This window comes from Leucobacter sp. cx-42 (assembly GCF_014529985.1).
Taxonomy (GTDB): domain Bacteria; phylum Actinomycetota; class Actinomycetes; order Actinomycetales; family Microbacteriaceae; genus Leucobacter.
The window spans coordinates 207,857-225,650 of sequence record NZ_JACVMU010000001.1 but is presented as its reverse complement, the minus strand read 5'-3'; the positions used below and the strand labels follow the sequence as shown (position 1 = coordinate 225,650).

The 17,794-nt window shown below is 55.6% G+C and carries 17 protein-coding genes; 8 read left to right on the top strand and 9 right to left on the bottom strand.

The features are described from left to right. Positions 1-31 precede the first annotated feature (31 nt). Both ICM05_RS00995 and ICM05_RS00990 read right to left on the bottom strand, forming a co-directional pair. Positions 32-229: a hypothetical protein gene (locus ICM05_RS00995; protein WP_188022693.1), complete on the bottom strand. Its 198-nt coding sequence runs from the start codon at positions 227-229 to the stop codon at positions 32-34. Between the two features lie 222 nt (positions 230-451). Then, positions 452-670, bottom strand: a complete 219-nt coding sequence (locus tag ICM05_RS00990) for a hypothetical protein (protein ID WP_188022692.1) — start codon at positions 668-670, stop codon at positions 452-454. Between the two features lie 558 nt (positions 671-1,228). On the opposite strand from ICM05_RS00990, the gene ICM05_RS00985 reads away from it, so the two are divergent. Next, positions 1,229-1,432 carry a cold-shock protein gene (locus tag ICM05_RS00985; protein WP_188022691.1) on the top strand — a complete coding sequence of 68 codons (204 nt, stop codon included), beginning with the start codon at positions 1,229-1,231 and terminating at the stop codon, positions 1,430-1,432. A 163-nt stretch (positions 1,433-1,595) separates the two neighbouring features. Beyond that, positions 1,596-2,717, top strand: a complete 1,122-nt coding sequence (locus ICM05_RS00980) for an acyl-CoA desaturase (RefSeq protein ID WP_188023004.1) — start codon at positions 1,596-1,598, stop codon at positions 2,715-2,717. Between the two features lie 372 nt (positions 2,718-3,089). Here ICM05_RS00980 and ICM05_RS00975 read toward each other — a convergent pair whose 3' ends face one another. Both ICM05_RS00975 and ICM05_RS00970 read right to left on the bottom strand, forming a co-directional pair. Continuing rightward, positions 3,090-3,353 carry a GlsB/YeaQ/YmgE family stress response membrane protein gene (locus ICM05_RS00975; protein WP_188022690.1) on the bottom strand — a complete coding sequence of 88 codons (264 nt, stop codon included), beginning with the start codon at positions 3,351-3,353 and terminating at the stop codon, positions 3,090-3,092. Positions 3,354-4,232: 879 nt separating this feature from the next. After that, positions 4,233-4,730 (bottom strand): hypothetical protein, encoded by a 498-nt coding sequence (locus tag ICM05_RS00970; protein ID WP_188022689.1) that lies wholly within the window; start codon positions 4,728-4,730, stop codon positions 4,233-4,235. A gap of 74 nt (positions 4,731-4,804) precedes the next feature. Here ICM05_RS00970 and ICM05_RS00965 point away from each other — a divergent pair, with 74 nt between their 5' ends. From ICM05_RS00965 to ICM05_RS00955, 3 genes are all read left to right on the top strand, one after another. Next, positions 4,805-6,130 (top strand): deoxyribodipyrimidine photo-lyase, encoded by a 1,326-nt coding sequence (locus ICM05_RS00965; RefSeq protein ID WP_188022688.1) that lies wholly within the window; start codon positions 4,805-4,807, stop codon positions 6,128-6,130. A 131-nt stretch (positions 6,131-6,261) separates the two neighbouring features. Further along, positions 6,262-8,148: an AMP-dependent synthetase/ligase gene (locus tag ICM05_RS00960; protein WP_353055778.1), complete on the top strand. Its 1,887-nt coding sequence runs from the start codon at positions 6,262-6,264 to the stop codon at positions 8,146-8,148. Positions 8,149-8,187: 39 nt separating this feature from the next. Next, entirely contained in the window at positions 8,188-9,096 is a 909-nt protein-coding gene (locus tag ICM05_RS00955; RefSeq protein ID WP_188022687.1) for a DUF1295 domain-containing protein, read from the top strand. A 178-nt stretch (positions 9,097-9,274) separates the two neighbouring features. On the opposite strand, the gene ICM05_RS00950 is transcribed toward ICM05_RS00955, so the two are convergent. The 5 genes from ICM05_RS00950 to ICM05_RS00930 all read right to left on the bottom strand — a co-directional run bounded on the left by ICM05_RS00950 (position 9,275) and on the right by ICM05_RS00930 (position 14,418). Further along, on the bottom strand, positions 9,275-10,528 hold the full coding sequence (locus ICM05_RS00950) for an Ig-like domain-containing protein (protein ID WP_188022686.1): 1,254 nt from the start codon (positions 10,526-10,528) through the stop codon (positions 9,275-9,277). 160 nt (positions 10,529-10,688) lie between these two features. Further along, positions 10,689-11,000 carry a hypothetical protein gene (locus tag ICM05_RS00945; protein WP_188022685.1) on the bottom strand — a complete coding sequence of 104 codons (312 nt, stop codon included), beginning with the start codon at positions 10,998-11,000 and terminating at the stop codon, positions 10,689-10,691. Between the two features lie 50 nt (positions 11,001-11,050). Further along, on the bottom strand, positions 11,051-11,239 hold the full coding sequence (locus ICM05_RS00940) for a hypothetical protein (protein ID WP_188022684.1): 189 nt from the start codon (positions 11,237-11,239) through the stop codon (positions 11,051-11,053). A gap of 337 nt (positions 11,240-11,576) precedes the next feature. Then, a complete protein-coding gene (locus tag ICM05_RS00935; protein ID WP_188022683.1) occupies positions 11,577-12,485 on the bottom strand; it encodes a DUF1295 domain-containing protein in 909 nt (302 codons plus the stop codon). 40 nt (positions 12,486-12,525) lie between these two features. Beyond that, positions 12,526-14,418, bottom strand: a complete 1,893-nt coding sequence (locus tag ICM05_RS00930; RefSeq protein ID WP_353055777.1) for an AMP-dependent synthetase/ligase — start codon at positions 14,416-14,418, stop codon at positions 12,526-12,528. Between the two features lie 305 nt (positions 14,419-14,723). On the opposite strand from ICM05_RS00930, the gene ICM05_RS00925 reads away from it, so the two are divergent. From ICM05_RS00925 to ICM05_RS00915, 3 genes are read left to right on the top strand one after another with little or no spacing between them, the layout of a single operon-like run. Then, the gene (locus ICM05_RS00925) at positions 14,724-15,332 is read left to right on the top strand and encodes an FG-GAP repeat protein (RefSeq protein ID WP_188022682.1); all 609 of its coding nucleotides are present in this window, start codon (positions 14,724-14,726) and stop codon (positions 15,330-15,332) included. Further along, on the top strand, positions 15,271-16,527 hold the full coding sequence (locus tag ICM05_RS00920; RefSeq protein ID WP_188022681.1) for an integrin alpha: 1,257 nt from the start codon (positions 15,271-15,273) through the stop codon (positions 16,525-16,527). The genes ICM05_RS00925 and ICM05_RS00920 overlap by 62 nt, the downstream gene beginning before the upstream one ends. Beyond that, complete coding sequence (locus tag ICM05_RS00915) at positions 16,524-17,735, top strand: hypothetical protein (RefSeq protein ID WP_188022680.1); 1,212 nt, start codon at positions 16,524-16,526, stop codon at positions 17,733-17,735. The genes ICM05_RS00920 and ICM05_RS00915 overlap by 4 nt, the downstream gene beginning before the upstream one ends. The last annotated feature ends 59 nt before the right edge of the window (positions 17,736-17,794 follow it).

The following is a 17,794-nucleotide window of genomic DNA, read 5'->3' as shown; positions in this document are numbered from 1 at the left end:
GAGTGAGGGGCTGCTTTTCGTGTTTCACGAGCTAGTTGTCGCGGAGGTCTTCTTTGGCTTCGTTGCGAGCCTTGGTTGCGTCACGTTCAGCTTCTGCCTTTTTTACGTTGGCTTCAGCCTTCACCTCGTCGATCTTGTCCTTGGCGCGATCGACGGTGTCTTCAACTGATCGGCTTACCTTCTTTGCGGCAGCCTCGGCGGTCTCTTTTGCGTCTTCCAGAAATCCCATGAGTTTTCCTTTCGTCGTGAGGCTTCCAAATATTCCGCAAGTGCAGGCAAAAAGCAATCAAAGAATGAAGGAGCACATGAACCTCTGAGCCAGCCATGGCCGCGCACTACGAGCCGAGCAACATCGGGCAGCTGCGCTGAAAATGAAACGCAAGAACCGTTATGAACGCGAAGATTCGACAGCCTGACGCCTCATCGAGTGATGGTGGGCGTTGCTTCTTAGTTAATCGCCGTCGAAGTTTTCTTCGCGGTGTTTGCGCCGCGGGTTTGTTGTGGCTTTTATGAATAGTTGGACGAGGGAGCGTTTCTTCTCAAAATACGTGCGGCGTTCCAGCTCTCCGTTTGCGTACTGTTCGTCGAGTTCCCGGAGCGTTTCCTTTGCCGCATTCGCGTCGAAACGTGATTGCAGCTCGCCGAAGCTGTTGTCGGATCTGATTTTCATTGTTCCTCCGGTTCGTGGCAATCGGCATGCTTTTAGCGGCAAAGCGCGTAGAAGGTGCAGTTTCTCTCGGCGGTGGTGTATAGTTTTAGATTGTAATGTCGTGTTTCTGCTGAACATCTAGTTCAGGCCGACATTCCTGCAACCTCTGCATATTTGCGAGGAAGCAAGCACTTGATTGAAGTGATGATGAATCTCACTTCTAGATGTGGTTGCTCGAATTTGATTGGTCTTTTATTTTTATCCCTGCTACCACCGTGGCTTACTCAGACGTATCCTGGACCCAAGTTGATCATGACGTCTACGTTGCAAATATCAGCGGAGAATTTGCTGGCTTTGTCGCGATCGACGATGAAGACAACTTCATTGTCTATGATTCGCACAGCACTGAGCTGGCCCAAATGAGCTCCATGGTAGGGGCATTCGCATTGGTGGAATCTCTAGTCACACATCGTCTACCCGGTGCGGCAAGTTCTAAAAGCCATGCCACTCGTTTTCCCCGGCGGAACTGCCGAGGCATAACTGACCGTCTAGGTCTTCAAACAACGTAAGGAAACAATAATGGCAACAGGAACAGTGAAATGGTTCAACGCTGACAAGGGCTTCGGCTTCATTGCCCCCGATGACGGGTCCGCCGATCTCTTCGCTCATTTCAAAGCAATTAACGGAGCTGGATACCGCAGCCTTGAGGAAAACCAGAAGGTTTCCTTCGAGTCTGAGATGGGTCCGAAAGGTCCCCAGGCAGCCAACATCCAGGTTATCTAAAAGTTTCTTCGAGGCAGCGAAGTGTCAGTTCCTGGTACTTCGCTGTCAGGCAAGAACATATGGGTGACCTTGCATGTGATGTGACTTACATTTGACTAAACGGTACTTGCTGAAGCTTGAAACGCTGACTCTGCGTGAAACGCTCGGTGGCCGCCCTTAGGAAATAGGTTCATACATCTCTAACATTCTCGCTGACGATGTCAGCACACTGGGTCCTCTCCGTAAGACTTTTGCCCGAAAAGAGGATTTTCCGCATATTGCGCGCGCATATACGCGACTCTCTCAGGAGATACGGCAGCTAGGTCTGTTGTCTCGGAGCCCCTGGTTTTACATACTTACGGGATTCTCGATCTTTCTCGGTTTTCTGCTCGTGTTGGCGGCATCAATTATTCTCGGCGAGAGCTGGCTGCAACTCATTGTTGCAGCTTGTTTGGGACTGCTGTTTACTCAGGTCGCATTTTTAGCACATGAAGCGGGACATCGACAGATTCTCACTGCCGGTCCTTCCAATGATGCACTTGCCCGGGTACTCACGGCGTTTGTTGGTATTAGTTACTCGTGGTGGGACTCGAAACATAGTCGACACCACGCTAACCCAAACATGGAAGGTAAAGACCCCGACATTGAAGTCGATACCATTTCCTTCCTGCAACAAGACGCAGCCTCGGCTACCGGACTTCGCAAGTTCATAACCAAACGTCAGGGGTGGCTATTTTTCCCCCTGCTCACGCTGGAAGGTTTGAACCTCTACGGACATAGTTTCCGATATCTATTAACGGAGAAGTCGGTAAAATCTCGCTGGAGCGAGTTGAGCATGATTTTCATCCGAACCATTTTGGTTTTCGTGCCCATTTTTGTTTTTCTGCCACTCGGAATGGCGTTCGCGTTTTCTGGCATCATGCTTGCGGTGTTTGGCATCTATATGGGCGCATCTTTTGCGCCCAACCACAAGGGCATGCCCGTTATTGCGGCGGGAGAGCGTATTGACTTCTTTACAAAGCAAGTCCGCACCTCTCGTAATATCCGTGGTGGCTGGTGGGCGACAATCTTTATGGGTGGCCTAAATTATCAAATCGAGCATCATCTGTTTCCCAGTATGGCTCGGCCAAAGCTTGCGAAGGCACGGCTAATTGTTCAGCGATTCTGCTTGGAGCATGATGTGCCGTACGTGGAGACTTCACTCATCGGCTCATATGCGATTGTCATTCGATATTTGAACGAAGTTGGACTTGCTGCGCGAGACCCGTTTGAATGTCCGATGGTTGCGGAGTTTCGACGCGCTTAGAGGGTTAGAGTCCCAAATTTATAGTGTTGCTACCCCATCGGCGGACATGGCCAGAACAGTTGATTTAGGCGGTCTTACCCATCGGTCTAGCGCTGTGGGGATGTAAAGAATCGTCCTTCGCTCTTGCGCGAGTGAAGGACGATTCTTTCTAGACGACAACATTTCCTGTCAAAGGATTCCTGGATTAGGCAGCGGTTGCAGAATGCTGCTCGCTGTGATTCGGATCGCGTTCGTAATGCATCGTTACCTAACTGCTCGAACGCTTTTCGATCTCGGAGCTACATTCAAAGTCAGCTACCTTCTTGTAGATGCCCTAACAGTCGGATGCGCGTCTTACCTAGAACATCGCGTCACTCATATTCAAATCGGCGTTCAGTTCTTTTTGCGACCCGTGATGAGGCCCCAAATTAGTAGAACGATTATCGATCCGGCAATTGCAAGCGCCCAGGAAGACAGAGACCAGAACTTGTCTATGTCTGCGTTAAAGAGCAACGATCCTAGCCAACCGCCAACCATTGCGCCTATGACTCCAAGAATGAGTGTTGCGAACCATCCACCGCCTTGTTTTCCTGGGAGAATCGCTTTCGCGATCGCTCCGGCGATCAAACCCAGTAGAACGAATGCCAAGAATCCCATGATCAATCCTTTCGTTTGTTGCACAATTTCACTCCGACGGCTGGGGAATGTCAAGGCATTTTTCGACTGGCTACAAAACTTAGTACTATTGATTGCTTTTGTAAGGAATCGATCATTGCACCCGGCTGAATATCGAGATGGATGCATTTGCTACCGGACTTCACGGATGTTGAAGCTCGGAGCTGTCAGCATTGCCACGGCGCCGCTTGGGTGCTGCAGGTTCAAGAACGAGTAACGCAACTGCGCCCCGCGCTCACCCTTGTTTGGGTAGGTGCGGGGCATTTTGTGCTGATACGTTCAGCGCGATGCGCCGGTGCCACCAGTCCGCACGTCTTCAAAGACACGGGGCGTACAACCCTACTTCTGCGGTGATCTGTTCATACGTGATCCTCTGGGAACGCAACCCAACGCATAAGGACACCCTCAATGGGTGACGTGATTATTTTGGTGATGTGGTGCCGTCTCGGCGCCAAGGAAGAATGTCCACCCGCTACCTTGGCGCTGGCCCTGCCAAAGTCAACTTGAACAATGCTTGCTCCAAGTACTGTGCTTGATTGCTAAAGCCAGGCTTGGAAGCAAAAGATTTATTCATCGTGGCGGAAAGACCAAGCTGATCTGACTATGCATGATTAGTCTCTCTGTTTTTGAGTGACTACAGAGTGTGGCCGTCTCAGCAGCTATAAACAGTTGAGACGGCCACACTGAGTCCAAGAGAAATTCATGAGCTACCGATGTTTTGATGCAGCAAGAAAGGAATGGAATTTGCTTTCGCTCGCTGTAGTTAGGGAAGAAGTGTCCTACTTGCATCGATCGGATACTTGGTCATCTGAGAAGACGGGTCGTTGTTATCGTGGCTCGGGCCAATCCCCTGATCCTGCGCTAGAAACGTTCTTTAGCCCAAAGCCTTGCTAACTTTCTCAGCTTTACTCCTCGCCAACGCCACATACCCTGGAGGAGCACGAAGAACAGCGGCGCAAAAAACCCGCCAACTGTGAGTTCGTCCTTCCAAATACTCGTGTATGAACTCGCCGGCTTGATGCTAATTTCGTGGTGCCAATAACGCAAAAGTGCCAAAGGTCCAGACAAAGGTTTCCCGACATCCTGCATCGTTCTTGGCGCTGAAGCGCATGTCGCCTGACAGGAATCCTCGATCGCGATCCGCTGAGAACCGACACAGAACCTGCCCAAAAAATATATTCCGACATTTATTTGTGAGCCAGAGACAAACTCTCGTGGAAATTGCCGCCCTGCTTTGGGACGCATTTGGAGCATCGGCCTGTACAACTGCGCTGCAACAGCCGGATCATGAACTGCACCCCACGCGATATCCGCCGAGCAATCCAATAACACCACAGTACGAATACGCGTGACAAACATTCGTTCTACTCCTGACTTGTTCTGCCGCGTTGGTGCGTGGATAGGCGCCGCAGCGAGGACCGTACAATCGTGTGATGACAACCCTAGTGTGGCTCCGCGATGATCTGCGGCTGACTGACAATGCGGCTCTCAGCGCAGCTGCGGAAGATCCAGATGGAATTGTGGTGCTCTACCTTCTCGATGAGGTGTCGGAACACATTCGGCCACTCGGTGGCGCCGCAAAGTGGTGGTTGCACCATTCCCTTCATTCCCTGCAGCAATCGCTGACTCATTTTGGGATCCCACTTGTTTTGCGAAGCGGGGCTGCAGAAGAAGTTATCCCCGCTGTAGTAACTGAATGTGCAGCAGATCGAGTGTTCTGGAATCGCCGCTATGGGCCGGCCCGTGAGCATGATGCGAAACTCAAGGCTGTGCTACGACAGTCTGGAGTCGCGGCCCACTCCTACCCTGGTGACGTGCTCTTCGAGCCCTGGATAGTCACGAGCCAGTCAGGTGAGCCGTACCAGGTGTACTCAGCATTCTGGAGGACTTGTACATCGGGACGCGACCCCGCAGTACCACTTTCAGTGCCCAAACAGTTGAAAAGCTCGCAAAACCTTGCCAAGAGTGAATCTTTGGATGAATGGAGGTTAACCCCCTCGGCTCCTGACTGGGCGACCGGAATTGCCAGCCGGTGGCAACCAGGCGAATCTGCAGCTCAACAAAAGCTCGAGGAGTTCCTCGAGACCCGGGCGCAACGGTACTCTCGAAGAGACTTTCCCTCAGAAGACACGGGATCTGAGCTTTCCCCCTATTTGCGCTGGGGAGAGATAAGTCCCCGCCAGGTTTGGCACAGGACGCTACGAACTGGAGGAGATGTCGGTTTGTTCCTGGGCGAAATTGGTTGGCGTGAATTCGCGAAGCACACCGAATTTCACCTTGGTCCATTGCATAAGCGCAACCTCAACAGCCGCTTTGACGCGTTCCCTTGGCGTCTCAAAACCGACGAAGCATTCGTGGCGTGGAAGTCAGGACGCACAGGCTTTGGAATTGTTGATGCCGGAATGCAGGAACTCTGGCAAACAGGCTTCATGCACAATCGTGTGCGCATGATTACTGCTTCGTTGCTCACAAAGAACCTGGGCTTCGACTGGAGATTAGGTGAAGCGTGGTTCTGGGAAACCCTCGTTGACGCAGATGAAGCAAACAACCCATTCAACTGGCAGTGGGTGGCTGGGTGCGGTGCAGACGCGGCCCCGTACTTTCGCATCTTTAACCCCGATCTGCAACAAAAGAAGTTTGACGCAGACGGTGCGTATGTCGGTAAATGGGCTCCATATAGTTTGACCTTGCCGAAAATTATCGACTTGAAATCCACCAGAACACACGCGCTCCAGGCGTATGACGGTCTAGCTCGCTGATTGAGGAGCGCATTTTCTAGGCTGGGTTATGTTGAATTCAAACAGGGCTTGTTAGCTCGCTCGTGATGCGCTGATACTTAGCCCTGGATATATCTAACCAGGCTAACTAAAATTGCACTAAGTTGGTTACTGTGACTCACAAGAAGCCCATTGCACACACATCCACAATCGTCCGGGAAAACTTTGCCTCGACCCCAGCGGCAGTGGACATCACTCAGCTTCGCAATGTCACCGATCTCCTCACACAGCGAAACCGCGAGGCTCCTCACCACATTGCTTTCGAAGTACGCGAACCAGGCACCAATATCGATGATCCTTGGACTCCAGTGAGCACGAGCGAGTTTCTTGAGCAGGTTCAGAGTGTCGCCAAGGGGCTACTCGCAAGCGGCGTCCAACCTGGCGATGCGGTACTCATCCTGGCCCCAACGCAGTATCTTTGGGCTGTCGTGGACCAAGCCGCACTGTTTGCAGGTGCGCTCGTTGTGCCTGTGTACGATACCGCACCCATCGGGCAGCTTGCGAGTATTCTTTCGGACGCAAAACCAGTCACGGCTTTTACAGGCACACAGGAGCATCGTAAGTTGCTATTTAACGCAGCACTTGCGGCCAACATTCAGGTTCCGACAAATTGGCTCCTCGAACCCGGTAGCCCAAACTCACTCGAAGCTCTCTGCGCGCTCGGGCATTCAGTGACCGACTCAGAGCTAGAAACCCGCCGAACCGACGCCGCTTTGGATGACATTGCGACGATCGTGTATACGTCAGGAACCACAGGGGCCCCTAAAGGTGCACTTATCTCTCACCGAAATCTCGTTGGGCAAGTCCTTAATACTGCCGCCGTTTACCAGGACGTGGTGAACGAGCAAGGAAATACCGTTTTGTTTCTCCCTCTCACTCATGTACTGGGACGCGCGCTTCAGCTGATCTGCATTGCAAACGGCATGCGTATCGCTCACTTAGCCAACCCCAAAGAGGCAGTCCAAGCGCTATCAGTACTCAGACCGACATTCCTGGTCGTCGTGCCGCGAGTACTCGAAAAAATCGAGTCCGCAGTGGCTCTTGCCGCGGAGAAGAAGCATCTCCTTCGACTTTGGCGCAGGGCTCGAAACGCGGCAATTGTCCGCGCGCAATACAGCGAAGCGGGGAGGAAAACGTCTGTCTCGCTCCGTATCCGATGGGCAATCTTTGACCGACTATTCTTCTCGCGGCTCAGAGCAGTGATGGGCGGACGAATGGAGTTTCTACTCTCAGGCGCTGCAACGTTACGACCGGAACTTGCGCAACTGTTCTCCGGCATTGGCGTTCCGGTCATTGAGGGATACGGGCTCACTGAAACCACAGCACCCCTCACGGGCACCCGATCGAGTTCGCTCACTGCCGGTTCTGTTGGCACACCACTTCCTGGAAACGAAGTACGAATCGCACCAAACGGGGAAATTCTCGCTCGAGGGATCGGCGTCTTTCCCGGGTATCGAAACCCTGAAGACACTGCCGCAGCGTTCATTGATGGCTACTTTCGCACTGGTGACCTCGGCCACCTCGACGCAGACGGATCACTAACTCTGACAGGCAGACTCAAAAATGTACTCGTCACCTCAACAGGTCGGACTATTTCACCCGAAGGATGGGAACAAGTAGTCGAGCTGCATCCCCTCGTCGCTCATGCAGTACTCATCGGAAATGATCGCCCCTACCTCACGGCACTTGTTGTGATTGAGTCAGAAGCCGTTCAGGCCTGGCTTCAAGCACGAAATGAGGCCCCACTCGAGGATCTCAACTCACCTACATTCACTGCCATCGTCGACGAACGTTTACACCACGAAATCGCTACCGCCATTTCCAATGCCAACGCCGAAATGCAACCTGGTGCACGAGCTCAATCTTGGTCGCTGGTAGCGCTCGGCACAGAAAACCCAGGGGCCTTCATCACCCCGACTATGAAGCTAAAACGGCAAGCACTAATCGAAGCGAGCGGTCCCTACATTGCACGTTTGTACTCATCCGACCGCACCACATAGTCCGCATTTCATCCAACATCGACTACAGAAAGAACGACCATGACCAAGCCTCATCCGATCGCACTGACCGTAATTATTGGCGCTGTCATCGCTCTTGGCGTGCTACTTGCACTAGCCGGAAGTCAAGGCGGATGGACCCTCAGCAGCTCTGGTCCACTACCGACGATTCCTGGATTCGCGTTTGCAGTACTGCTGACCTTCCTCGTGCAGTGGTTCGCTTTCATCCCTTCGGCATTCGCACAAACAGACCGCTATTTTGATGCGACCGGTAGCATTACTTATATTGTGGTGACAACCGTGCTCGTCGTCTTGTCACCATCAGTTGACGTGCGGGACCTTCTCCTCGCGTGCGTTGTGATCGTATGGGCAGCTCGACTCGGAAGCTTCCTGTTTGCTCGCAATATTCGCTCAGGCAGGGACGACCGTTTTGATGACATCAAGACATCAAAACTTCGCTTCCTTTTGGTCTGGACACTGCAGGCGCTATGGGTGAGTCTGACCGCCGCGGCCGCTTGGATCTCGCTTGCATCATCAAGCACCGCGCCGCTTGACTGGACGACCTGGGTCGGACTGTCGCTGTGGCTGATCGGCTTCACAATTGAAGTAGTCGCAGACGTGCAAAAGAACCGTTTCAAGACTGACCCGCGTAACCATGGCCGCTTCATCAGTACGGGACTTTGGTCAGTCTCCCAACACCCAAATTACTTCGGTGAAATCATCTTGTGGATCGGAGTACTCCTTATCGCCGCTCCAGCCCTGCACGGGTGGCAGTGGGTTGCACTCTTCTCCCCTGTGTTTGTGATCTTGTTGCTCACCAAAGTGAGTGGAATCCCCACGCTTGAGAAAAAGGCAGCGGAGAAGTGGGGTGATGACCCCGAGTATCAGCGGTATCAGGCACGCACGTCAAAACTCATCATCATGCCCAGCAAAAACACACCAGCTCAGTGACGGCTCTGTTAGCATCATCCCCTTCACATGCATTTAGACAACTGATTTTCTGCGGAGAAGGTCGTTCTTCGCGGTGATGCCTGACCGTCGTACGAGCCACGCTACGGCAAGTAGAAGAACTGCGCCCCGCGCTCACCCTTGTTTGGGTGGGCGCGGGGCGCTTTTCGTGTTTGAGGGATTAGCGGCTTGATTTCTTGCGTAGGATCAGGACCGACGTGCCTGCAACAAGAAGTAGTCCAGCTGCGGCGAGCCAACCATCTTGCGTGCTGCCGGTATTCGCGAGTGCCGCATCTGCTTTAGCGGTGAGTTGTGCCGATTCTGGTTTCGTTGTTGCTTGCGGCTTCGGCTCGGGCTTCGGCTCGGGCTTCGGTTCGGGCTCTGGTTCGGGAGCCACTTTTTCTGTAACGGTGAGAGTTGCCGGAGCGGACGTTGAAGCATCGTAACTCGCATCTCCGGAGTAGCTCGCTGTCACAGTGTAAGTGCCAGTGTCGGGTGACACGGTGACCTGCGCGACTCCATCCACGACCGGGCTGATACCGACTAAGGTTGGTCCGCTGTAGAACTCAACTGAACCGGTAGGACTGTTTCCTGTGACGTGCGCGGTTTGGGTCGCATTTTCGCCCGCGCTAATCGCGGATGGAGAGATTGTGAGTGTTGTTGTCGTTACAACTTTCTCAACAGTGACCGTCGTCTCGCCCCGGGACGGTTTAGTCTTCCCGAAGACGCCACTGTATTCAGCGGTTACGGCATGCGTTCCCACCGGTAGTAGACCTGCATCAAAGGTGGTGGTTCCTGTGCTTGGTGATACGGTCCCTGTCCCGACAATCGATCCATCGATATTGAATGTGACGGCTCCTGAGAGATCTGCGCCAAGGGTGCTACTGGCAGGGCGTGCAACGAGAGTTGCGGGGGTTTCAGCATCCACCGTCACTGGCGACATTTCTACAGAGGACGCAGCCATATTGTAGCCAAACACTGCCTCACCGGGGCCGGACACCCGGTAGGCGTAGGTGTCGGAAGGTGAGGGAGAGCCCCAACTGCTTGCAACAACTGAATATGTGATTCCGGCTTGCAGTCTTACGCTGCTCGCATCATCGATTACTGTCAGGCAGTTAGAGACGTCAGCTGGGTCAAAAGATGATGAGAAAACAATTATCAGTCCGTCGATGCCATAGTTGCGTTCATCAACGAAGAAGTAGTCGCCATTTTCACTGACTTCAAGCTCAACGACTTCGAATTGCTTTGAGGTTGGGTACCAGTGCTGTATGTTATTACATTCAACGCTTCCTGGTGCCTTCGACAAGTCCGGGCTTTCTGAAGTGATTGTGTATTCAAAGCGTGAAGTGGTTGCTGCATTTGCTGGATTTGCGAATAATCCGATTCCAGCGAAAAGAATGATGGCGGCAACAATACCGCTCGTAAGACGACGCATGTCGCGATATTAACAGCTTCGCCCAGTGTAGTTTGCGCCGTTGGCGGAAAGACGTCACCAGCCTGCCAACATGACTTGCAGCCGCTAGCGAGCGTTCCCCTTGTGGAAGGGGGAGGGCATGCGTGGGAGCCAAACCATTTAATGCGTTACTAGGCCTTTGCTACATGCTGACGTGGTTGCGTGCAGCCGTTTCGGCGGGTGACTCGGTGAGGTAGTGCGTTTCGATGGGTCGGTGTTGCAGCGCCCATGACCGCCACGTCACATGAGCGGCCATCTCGAGTGATGGGAAGTATCCGAGCAGCATGCGCCGTTCTGGTCTCGGATCGTAGGTGACCGATCGGTATAGCCAAGAGTTGCCAGGGTGACCTATATATACGTGGCAGATGATCGCGATGCATTCGCGGTCGTACATGCGCCATTCGCGCTCGCCAGTGCGCCGGACTGCTTGCATTGGCCACCGAGGCATTCCCATGCGATCGAGAGTAAGCGTGACCACCGACAACCGGTGCTCGCGCGGTGCAGTTAGCCGAGCTCGCGGCTGATTGAGAGCGCCTGATTCCCCTCGCCAACCTTCGCGAGAGCGGCGTCTCGTGCGGCTTCCCACGTGTCCGCCTGTGCGGTGATTTCGACTACCTCGTAGTCTGCAATGTCACGTGCGTGCATGTCTTCCGTGATGCCGTTGAGACGAACCAGGACGCGCGCAGTAATCATGCTGTTGAGTCTACGCTCACCAAAATCGGGACACGATTGGGACACGATGGCTAAATACGATGGCCACCCGGCGCCTCCCGCGCCGTTCCAGTCGGTGTCACATAAACCCAAGGTCAGGGCAAGTAAAGTGCCATTGCATCCCACTGCCTCCCGCTAGGGCAAAATAACCCTGCTCAACTGAGGGTCGGGGGTTCGAATCCCTCCGGGGGCACGAGCAAGAACAAGAAACACCCCTCAACTTCGTTGATATTCAGCGGAAGTTGAGGGGTGTTTCTTTGTTTCGTAACTTGGAAGGCAATTGCGTTTCATCGTAACGAGCGCGAGAGCGCAATGAACTTTACTCGGAATGTTTGCTTCGCTGAGGCAATGGAATGAGCTTCGATGTGCGCGCGCGATATGCCTGGTATTCCGGTTCGTTGCCCCACTTTTCAGCTGCCTTTTTCTCAAGGGTCGGAATGCCGCTGATCTTGGTGAGGAGCAGGATGACGAACGCGGGGGAAAGGAATGCAACCCACTGCCACCCTTGCAAGACCGGAGCTGCAATCAGGAGTACGCCGATCCACAGCATGATTTCCCCAAAGTAGTTTGGGTGCTGTGAGGTTGACCAAAGACCCGTCTTGATGAAACGACCGCGGTTGTTTGGGTCGGCCTTGAACTGATTCTTTTGGACGTCTGCCACCACTTCGATGGTGAAACCGATCAGCCACAGTGATAGCCCGATCCACGTCGTCCAGTCAAGCGCCCTGGAGTTTGACGAGGCGAGCGCGATCCATGCGGCCGCTGCGGTCAAGCTCACCCAGAGTGCTTGCAGCGTCCAGACCATGAAGAACCGAAGCTTTGAGGTCTTGATCTCATCAAAACGGTCGTCCCGCCCAGAGCGAATATTGCGCGCAAAAAGGAATGTTCCGAGTCGCGCGGCCCATACGATCACGACGGCGGCGAGCAGCAGGTCGCGTGCATCTAGCGACGGCGACATGAGGATCAGCATGATCGTGATGGCAATATACGTGAGGCTGCCGGTCGCATCGAAATAGCGATCCGTCTTCGCGATCGATGCCGGGATAAAGGCGATCCACTGCAGCAGGAAAGTTACGAGCACGGCGATGGCAAACCCTGGGAAACCAGACATCGAGCCCGGTGTGGTGAACACCCAGCCGCCTTGGCTTCCGGCGAAGGCAAGCAGAGCTCCCAATGTAATGACAACGCAGATGATTGCGGTGAGTGCGATCGGATGGGGCTTGGTCATAATCGTTCTTTCTATGATCCGGTGGTGGTGAGAGCGCAGACTAGCTGGTGCTCTCAGTTGCGTACAGACTTGCGATGAGGGAGGTGCCGGCATCTAGAAGTGCCTGTCGTTTGAGCTTCATTGTGGGTGTGACGAAGAGTTCAGGCTGGCCGTGGCCGAGTGTGACAATGGACCACTTTTGTGCTTGTGTGCTAGGCAGCACGGTGGAATTCGCATGGGCAACGGCTGAAGTGATTTCGTGGCACAGATGTTCGTCGACGATGGCAGCGAAGTTTGGGGCATCGAGTGCCTCGGGTGGGACTTTGCTTCGCTCCTGAAGCCAGGTGCGGGCCGCCTCGGGATCAATCACGACCAACGCGGTGAGATAGGGGCGATCGTTTCCGATGAGTGCTGCGTGAGCGACAAGGGGGTGCAGCTCGACCACTTGTTCCCAGCCTTCAGGTGAAATAGTTCTCCCCGTTGAAGTGACGATCACGTGCTTGAGTCTGCCAGTGAGCTTCAGTGCTCCGGTCTCATCGAGTTCGCCAAGGTCGCCCGTGCGAAAGTATCCATCTACGAATGCGGCAGCGGTATCTCCGCTATCGCGATACCCGGGAAAGACGCCTATGCCGCGCGCAAGCACCTCGCCGTTTGGTGCGATTCGAACCTCGTTTCCGGGAAGGGGGGTGCCGACAGAGCCTGCCGTGAGCGCACCCGGCCGGGTGCCTGTGAGAGGAGCAGTGGTTTCTGTGAGTCCGTATCCTTCGATGACTGGAACCCCGATTCCCGTGAACAGGTGTGCGAGTTCCGGGCGCAGAGCTGCGGCTCCCGAGAGGAGAAACTTCATTCTGCCGCCCATGACGGCTCGGAGTCGGGAGTAAAAAAGACGGTCGAAGATCTTATGTTGCAAACGGAGTGTGAAGGGCGGAACCGTTCCTGCTTCACTGTGCTGCGCCCACTCGATCGCGGTGCGCCTGGCCCGGAGCCACAGCGGAAGTAGGTGCTTTTTCCGCGCAGAGTCAGCCGCAGCTGACTCAATTTTCTCGAGCACTCTCGGCACGACGACTAGGAAAGTCGGCTGGAGTACTGAGAGTGCCTGTACCGCCTCCTTCGGGTCTGAAAGATGGGCGACACGCATGCCGTTTGCGATGCAGATGAGCTGCAGCGCCCGCCCCAGGACGTGAGTGAGTGGCAAGAAGAGTACGGTATTGCCCTGCTCGTTTACTACCTCCTCGTACGCGGCCGCGGTGTTGAGGACCTGTCCAACAAGATTTCGATGAGTGATTCGTGCCCCCTTGGGAGTGCCCGTTGTCCCCGAGGTATAAACGATTGTCGCAACGTCATCCAGGCTGGCTAGTGTTCGCCGTGCTTCAAGCTCCAAATCTGAAACCGAGTGACCCAACTCAGTGAGGTTGCTCAGCGAGGATGAGTGGCCTGTCTCCAGAAGCCAGATGTTCGGCACTGCAATCCCAGCGGCATGGGCAGCGTTGATGAGCAGTTCGCGATGCACCTGTGTGTCAACAAAAGCGGCGACAGGTTTCGAATCTGTGACAATGCTCGCTAGCTGTCCGACGGGTGCAGTGTTATACACCGGAACGACGAGTGCCCCTGCGAAGAGCGCGGCCTGATCGACGACAGCCCAAAGGTACTGCGTGGGGGCCATGATGAGCACTGTCTCGCCTGGTTGTACTCCGCTAGCGAGCAATCCTTTGGCGAGACGTTGTATCTCACGTGCGAACTCACTGGTGCTTACCTGGGTCCAGGGGTGATCGATCCTTGTTCCTGGCTGGCGAACCTCGAAGGCGATGTGGTCAGGGGCCACAAGGTTTCGCTCGGTCAGGAGGTCAGTGGCATTGCGAAGTCGATCGACGTCTACCGCGGGTGGTGTCGCGGCAGAGTTCTTCGTAACGACAGTGGATGGCTGTGTAATTGCCCGCTTGGTATTCACAATCACTAACGTAACGTAGTTTTATTAGACAGGCTAGTTATATCCCAAGCTAGACGAATGCATTGAGCTCGACAGTCGATTGCAAGCGGGAGTGGCCTGTAAGCATCTGATGAATCCAGATTTGGTGACCTCAATTTCGGAAAACACCAGATCGCAGTGCAAATAATCTTCGTTCTCGATTTCGTATTTAGGTAAGCCTCACTTTATGCTTGGCATCGCCTGTGCATCTACTATGCAGTAACTGATGCCCGTGTCATGTGCGGGCCGAGAACGAAATGGACCTCATGAGACAACGACATTTGCGGGGCAAAATGAGCCCGGCACTCGCGCTCACGGTGTGCGCGGGACTCGTCGCAACCGCAGGGTTGACCACCGCGTCGGTGCTGGCAACCTCAACACCCAGTGCTGCAGCAGAAGCAGACTCGACCGAGCCTGAATTGCTCCGCGCATGGACCGGCGCCAAGAAGGGCGCCGTCGGCACCGGCCTCACCCCGGAGTCAAGCGACTTCACCGGTGACGGCAAGGACGACATCATTGCGAGTGCCTGGCTCTGGAAACGCGCACCTTTCGGCGAGATCGGCGCCGTGTACGTGATTCCGAACGGTACGGATTCGGGCCAGCTCGACGACCCGACGACCGGCATCACCCGCATCGAGGGCCCGCAGAAGACCGACATTTCGGTCGGCTTCCGCGCCTCCTGCGGCGGCGACGTGAACGGTGACGGCTTCGACGACCTCCTCATCGATGAGGGTGAAAGCTCACGTGTCTGGGTGGTCTACGGCAGCGCGACCCCAGAGAACATCTCGCTCGAGTTCCTCGGCGATCGCGGATTCATCATCGACCGCGACATTGACGTCGATGCCGGCTACGACACTCAGCTCGCTGCTGTCGGCGATCTTGACGGTGAACGGCTTCGATGACATCGGCATTCTCTCGCCGCGCGCGAACGGCGGTGCCGGCCAGGTGACTATCGTGAAGGGCCGCGACGGGATCGCGACCGTCCACACGGAAAATGATGACGAGGTGCTGATACGCCTGAATAACTCCGGCGTCAAAATGATGCGTCTCGCGTTGGCTGGCGATGTAGACGGCGATGGCACGGACGATCTCATCGTCGGCGCACCCGATGCGGCAACGGATGCTGCCGGCCGTACTTACACCGGTGTCACCTGGATGGTCTCGGGCACGAGCCGCGGTGACGTCGACCTCACCGGCGACTTCGACGGCTTCCGGGTGGAAGGACCGTCACTGGTCCGCAACCGACTCGGCATGTCGCTCGCCTCGGTCGGCGATGTGAATGGTGACGGATTCGTTGATTTCATGATCGGTGGCCCCGGCATGAGCGTGCAGGGCGGATCAGCGATCGTGCTCGGCAGCGATTCGCGCGACACCGTCTACACAGACCCCGAAGCCACCAACAAGTTCTCGGTCTACAGCGGATCAGCCGACGAGCCGACCGACCGTGGCTGGTGGATCCAAGACACCGCCACCGGAGCATCGAACCTGCTCGGTTTCTCTGTCGCCGCGGATCCCGCACGCGAAGACTATGTCGGCACGCTGGTGGTCGGTGAATTCATCAAGCACCAGGCGTTCGCACTTCTGACCACAGCGCTCAGCGAGGACAAGGTCATCGACCTTGCCCAGCTCGGCGATGACGACAAGGTCGTCTACAATGACGGCCAGAAGTACCTTGGCCGCACGATCAGCATCGTGCACCAGTTTGGCGCCGACACCTGCACGCAAATCGCGCTCGGCGGTGACGGCAAGGACGGCAACGGATCGTACAACCTCTTCACCGTGCCGTGGGCACAGGATGCAAACTGCCAGGCCAGCGAAGAACCCGGCGAGGAGCCAGGCGAAGAACCCGGCGAAGAACCTGGTGAAGGCGGCAGTAACGGCGGCGCCAATGGCGACGTTGACCAGGGCGGCGGATCCACGCCAAACGACAACACCAACAACGAAGCCGGCGGATCCGCCAATACCAACAACAACGCAAACACTGGCGCACTGAGCAACACCGGTGCTGAGCTCGGTGGCTGGCTTACGGCTGGCGCCGCACTGCTGCTGATCGGCGGAGCAGCGCTCGCTATCCAGATCCGGAGGAAGACCCGATGAGTATTTCACTACGCAAGACTGGCAAGGTCGCGGCGCTTGCCGTGACCGCGGTCCTCATCGGTGGCGCGCTCGGCGCGACCACGGTTCCGATGGCGGCGACTGCGGTCGAAGGATCCGCGCTCCCGACCTGTTCGACCACCTTCCACGACTCGTTCCAGGTGACCGCCCAGGACGGATCGAAGTACCCCACCTGGCATCCGGCGACGGCGACCGACCCGGATACCGGCGTCGAATGCTCCTTCGGCCACGAACACGGTGACGATCCAAGCACGTCGAACATCGCGGCCTGGACCGTCGAGAAATTGGGCGGATCAGCAAGCGGCATCACCTTCGGTTTCGCTGCGCACATGTCGATGATGGTCGACGGGGCTCCGCACCGCCACGAGGATCACTTCGGGCACAAGGTGTTCGTGCTGAACGACGTCAACCTCGTGCGCGAGGATCGTGAGGGATACGTCACCGCAGCCGATGGCACGCCGGTCACCTGCGACTACCTGATCTACACGCATCAGGGATCACACTCAAAAGATGCGCTGAGTAACAACCAGCACGAGATGTTGTACTCGACGAAGTGCAACGATGGCACCGAAATGGTCGTGAACACGCTCACGGGATACGGCAACGCGAACGAATACACCGCGAACTGTGACCTGCGCACGGTCACAACTGGCGGATCCGCGCTCCCCAACGGGACCGGCGGCGGCCGCGAGATTCCCGACGTGCAGTGTGTGCAGCAGACGGCTGGACAGTTCTGGGGTCCGTACGAGCTCTGGAAGTCCGACCACACGATCGCGGCCGAGAACGGTGAGGCGCTCGTACGCTTCGATCCCTGGTTCGGCGTGCGCAACCCGTCACGTGTGGGTGGCGGGAGCGAAGCGCTTGCGACCGTGTCACTCGCAGACGCAAGCTGGACAACCTGGCCCTGGAACACCGTGACTGAGGGCGTACAGAAGGAAGACCCCGCGTCGCCCTTCGATGGTGCGCAGCGCGACGTCTACGTGCAGCACTCAACGCTGAACAATGCTGGCGGATCGACCACGGTCTACACCGATGCGTACGGTCAGCGGGCTTCTTCGACGCCGTTCGACGGTGCGATCACGCAGTACGTTGGCGCGGTTTCAAACGCGGATCAGGCTGAGAGTGAGCGCGTAGCTTCGGGCTTCTCGACTGACTACGGCAGCGGCAACGGGGTGCACGCCTCGAACTAAGCTTCGACGAAAAGTGAGAGCCCCCTGCAATGTAGTCTGAGAATCATGTTGCAGGGGGC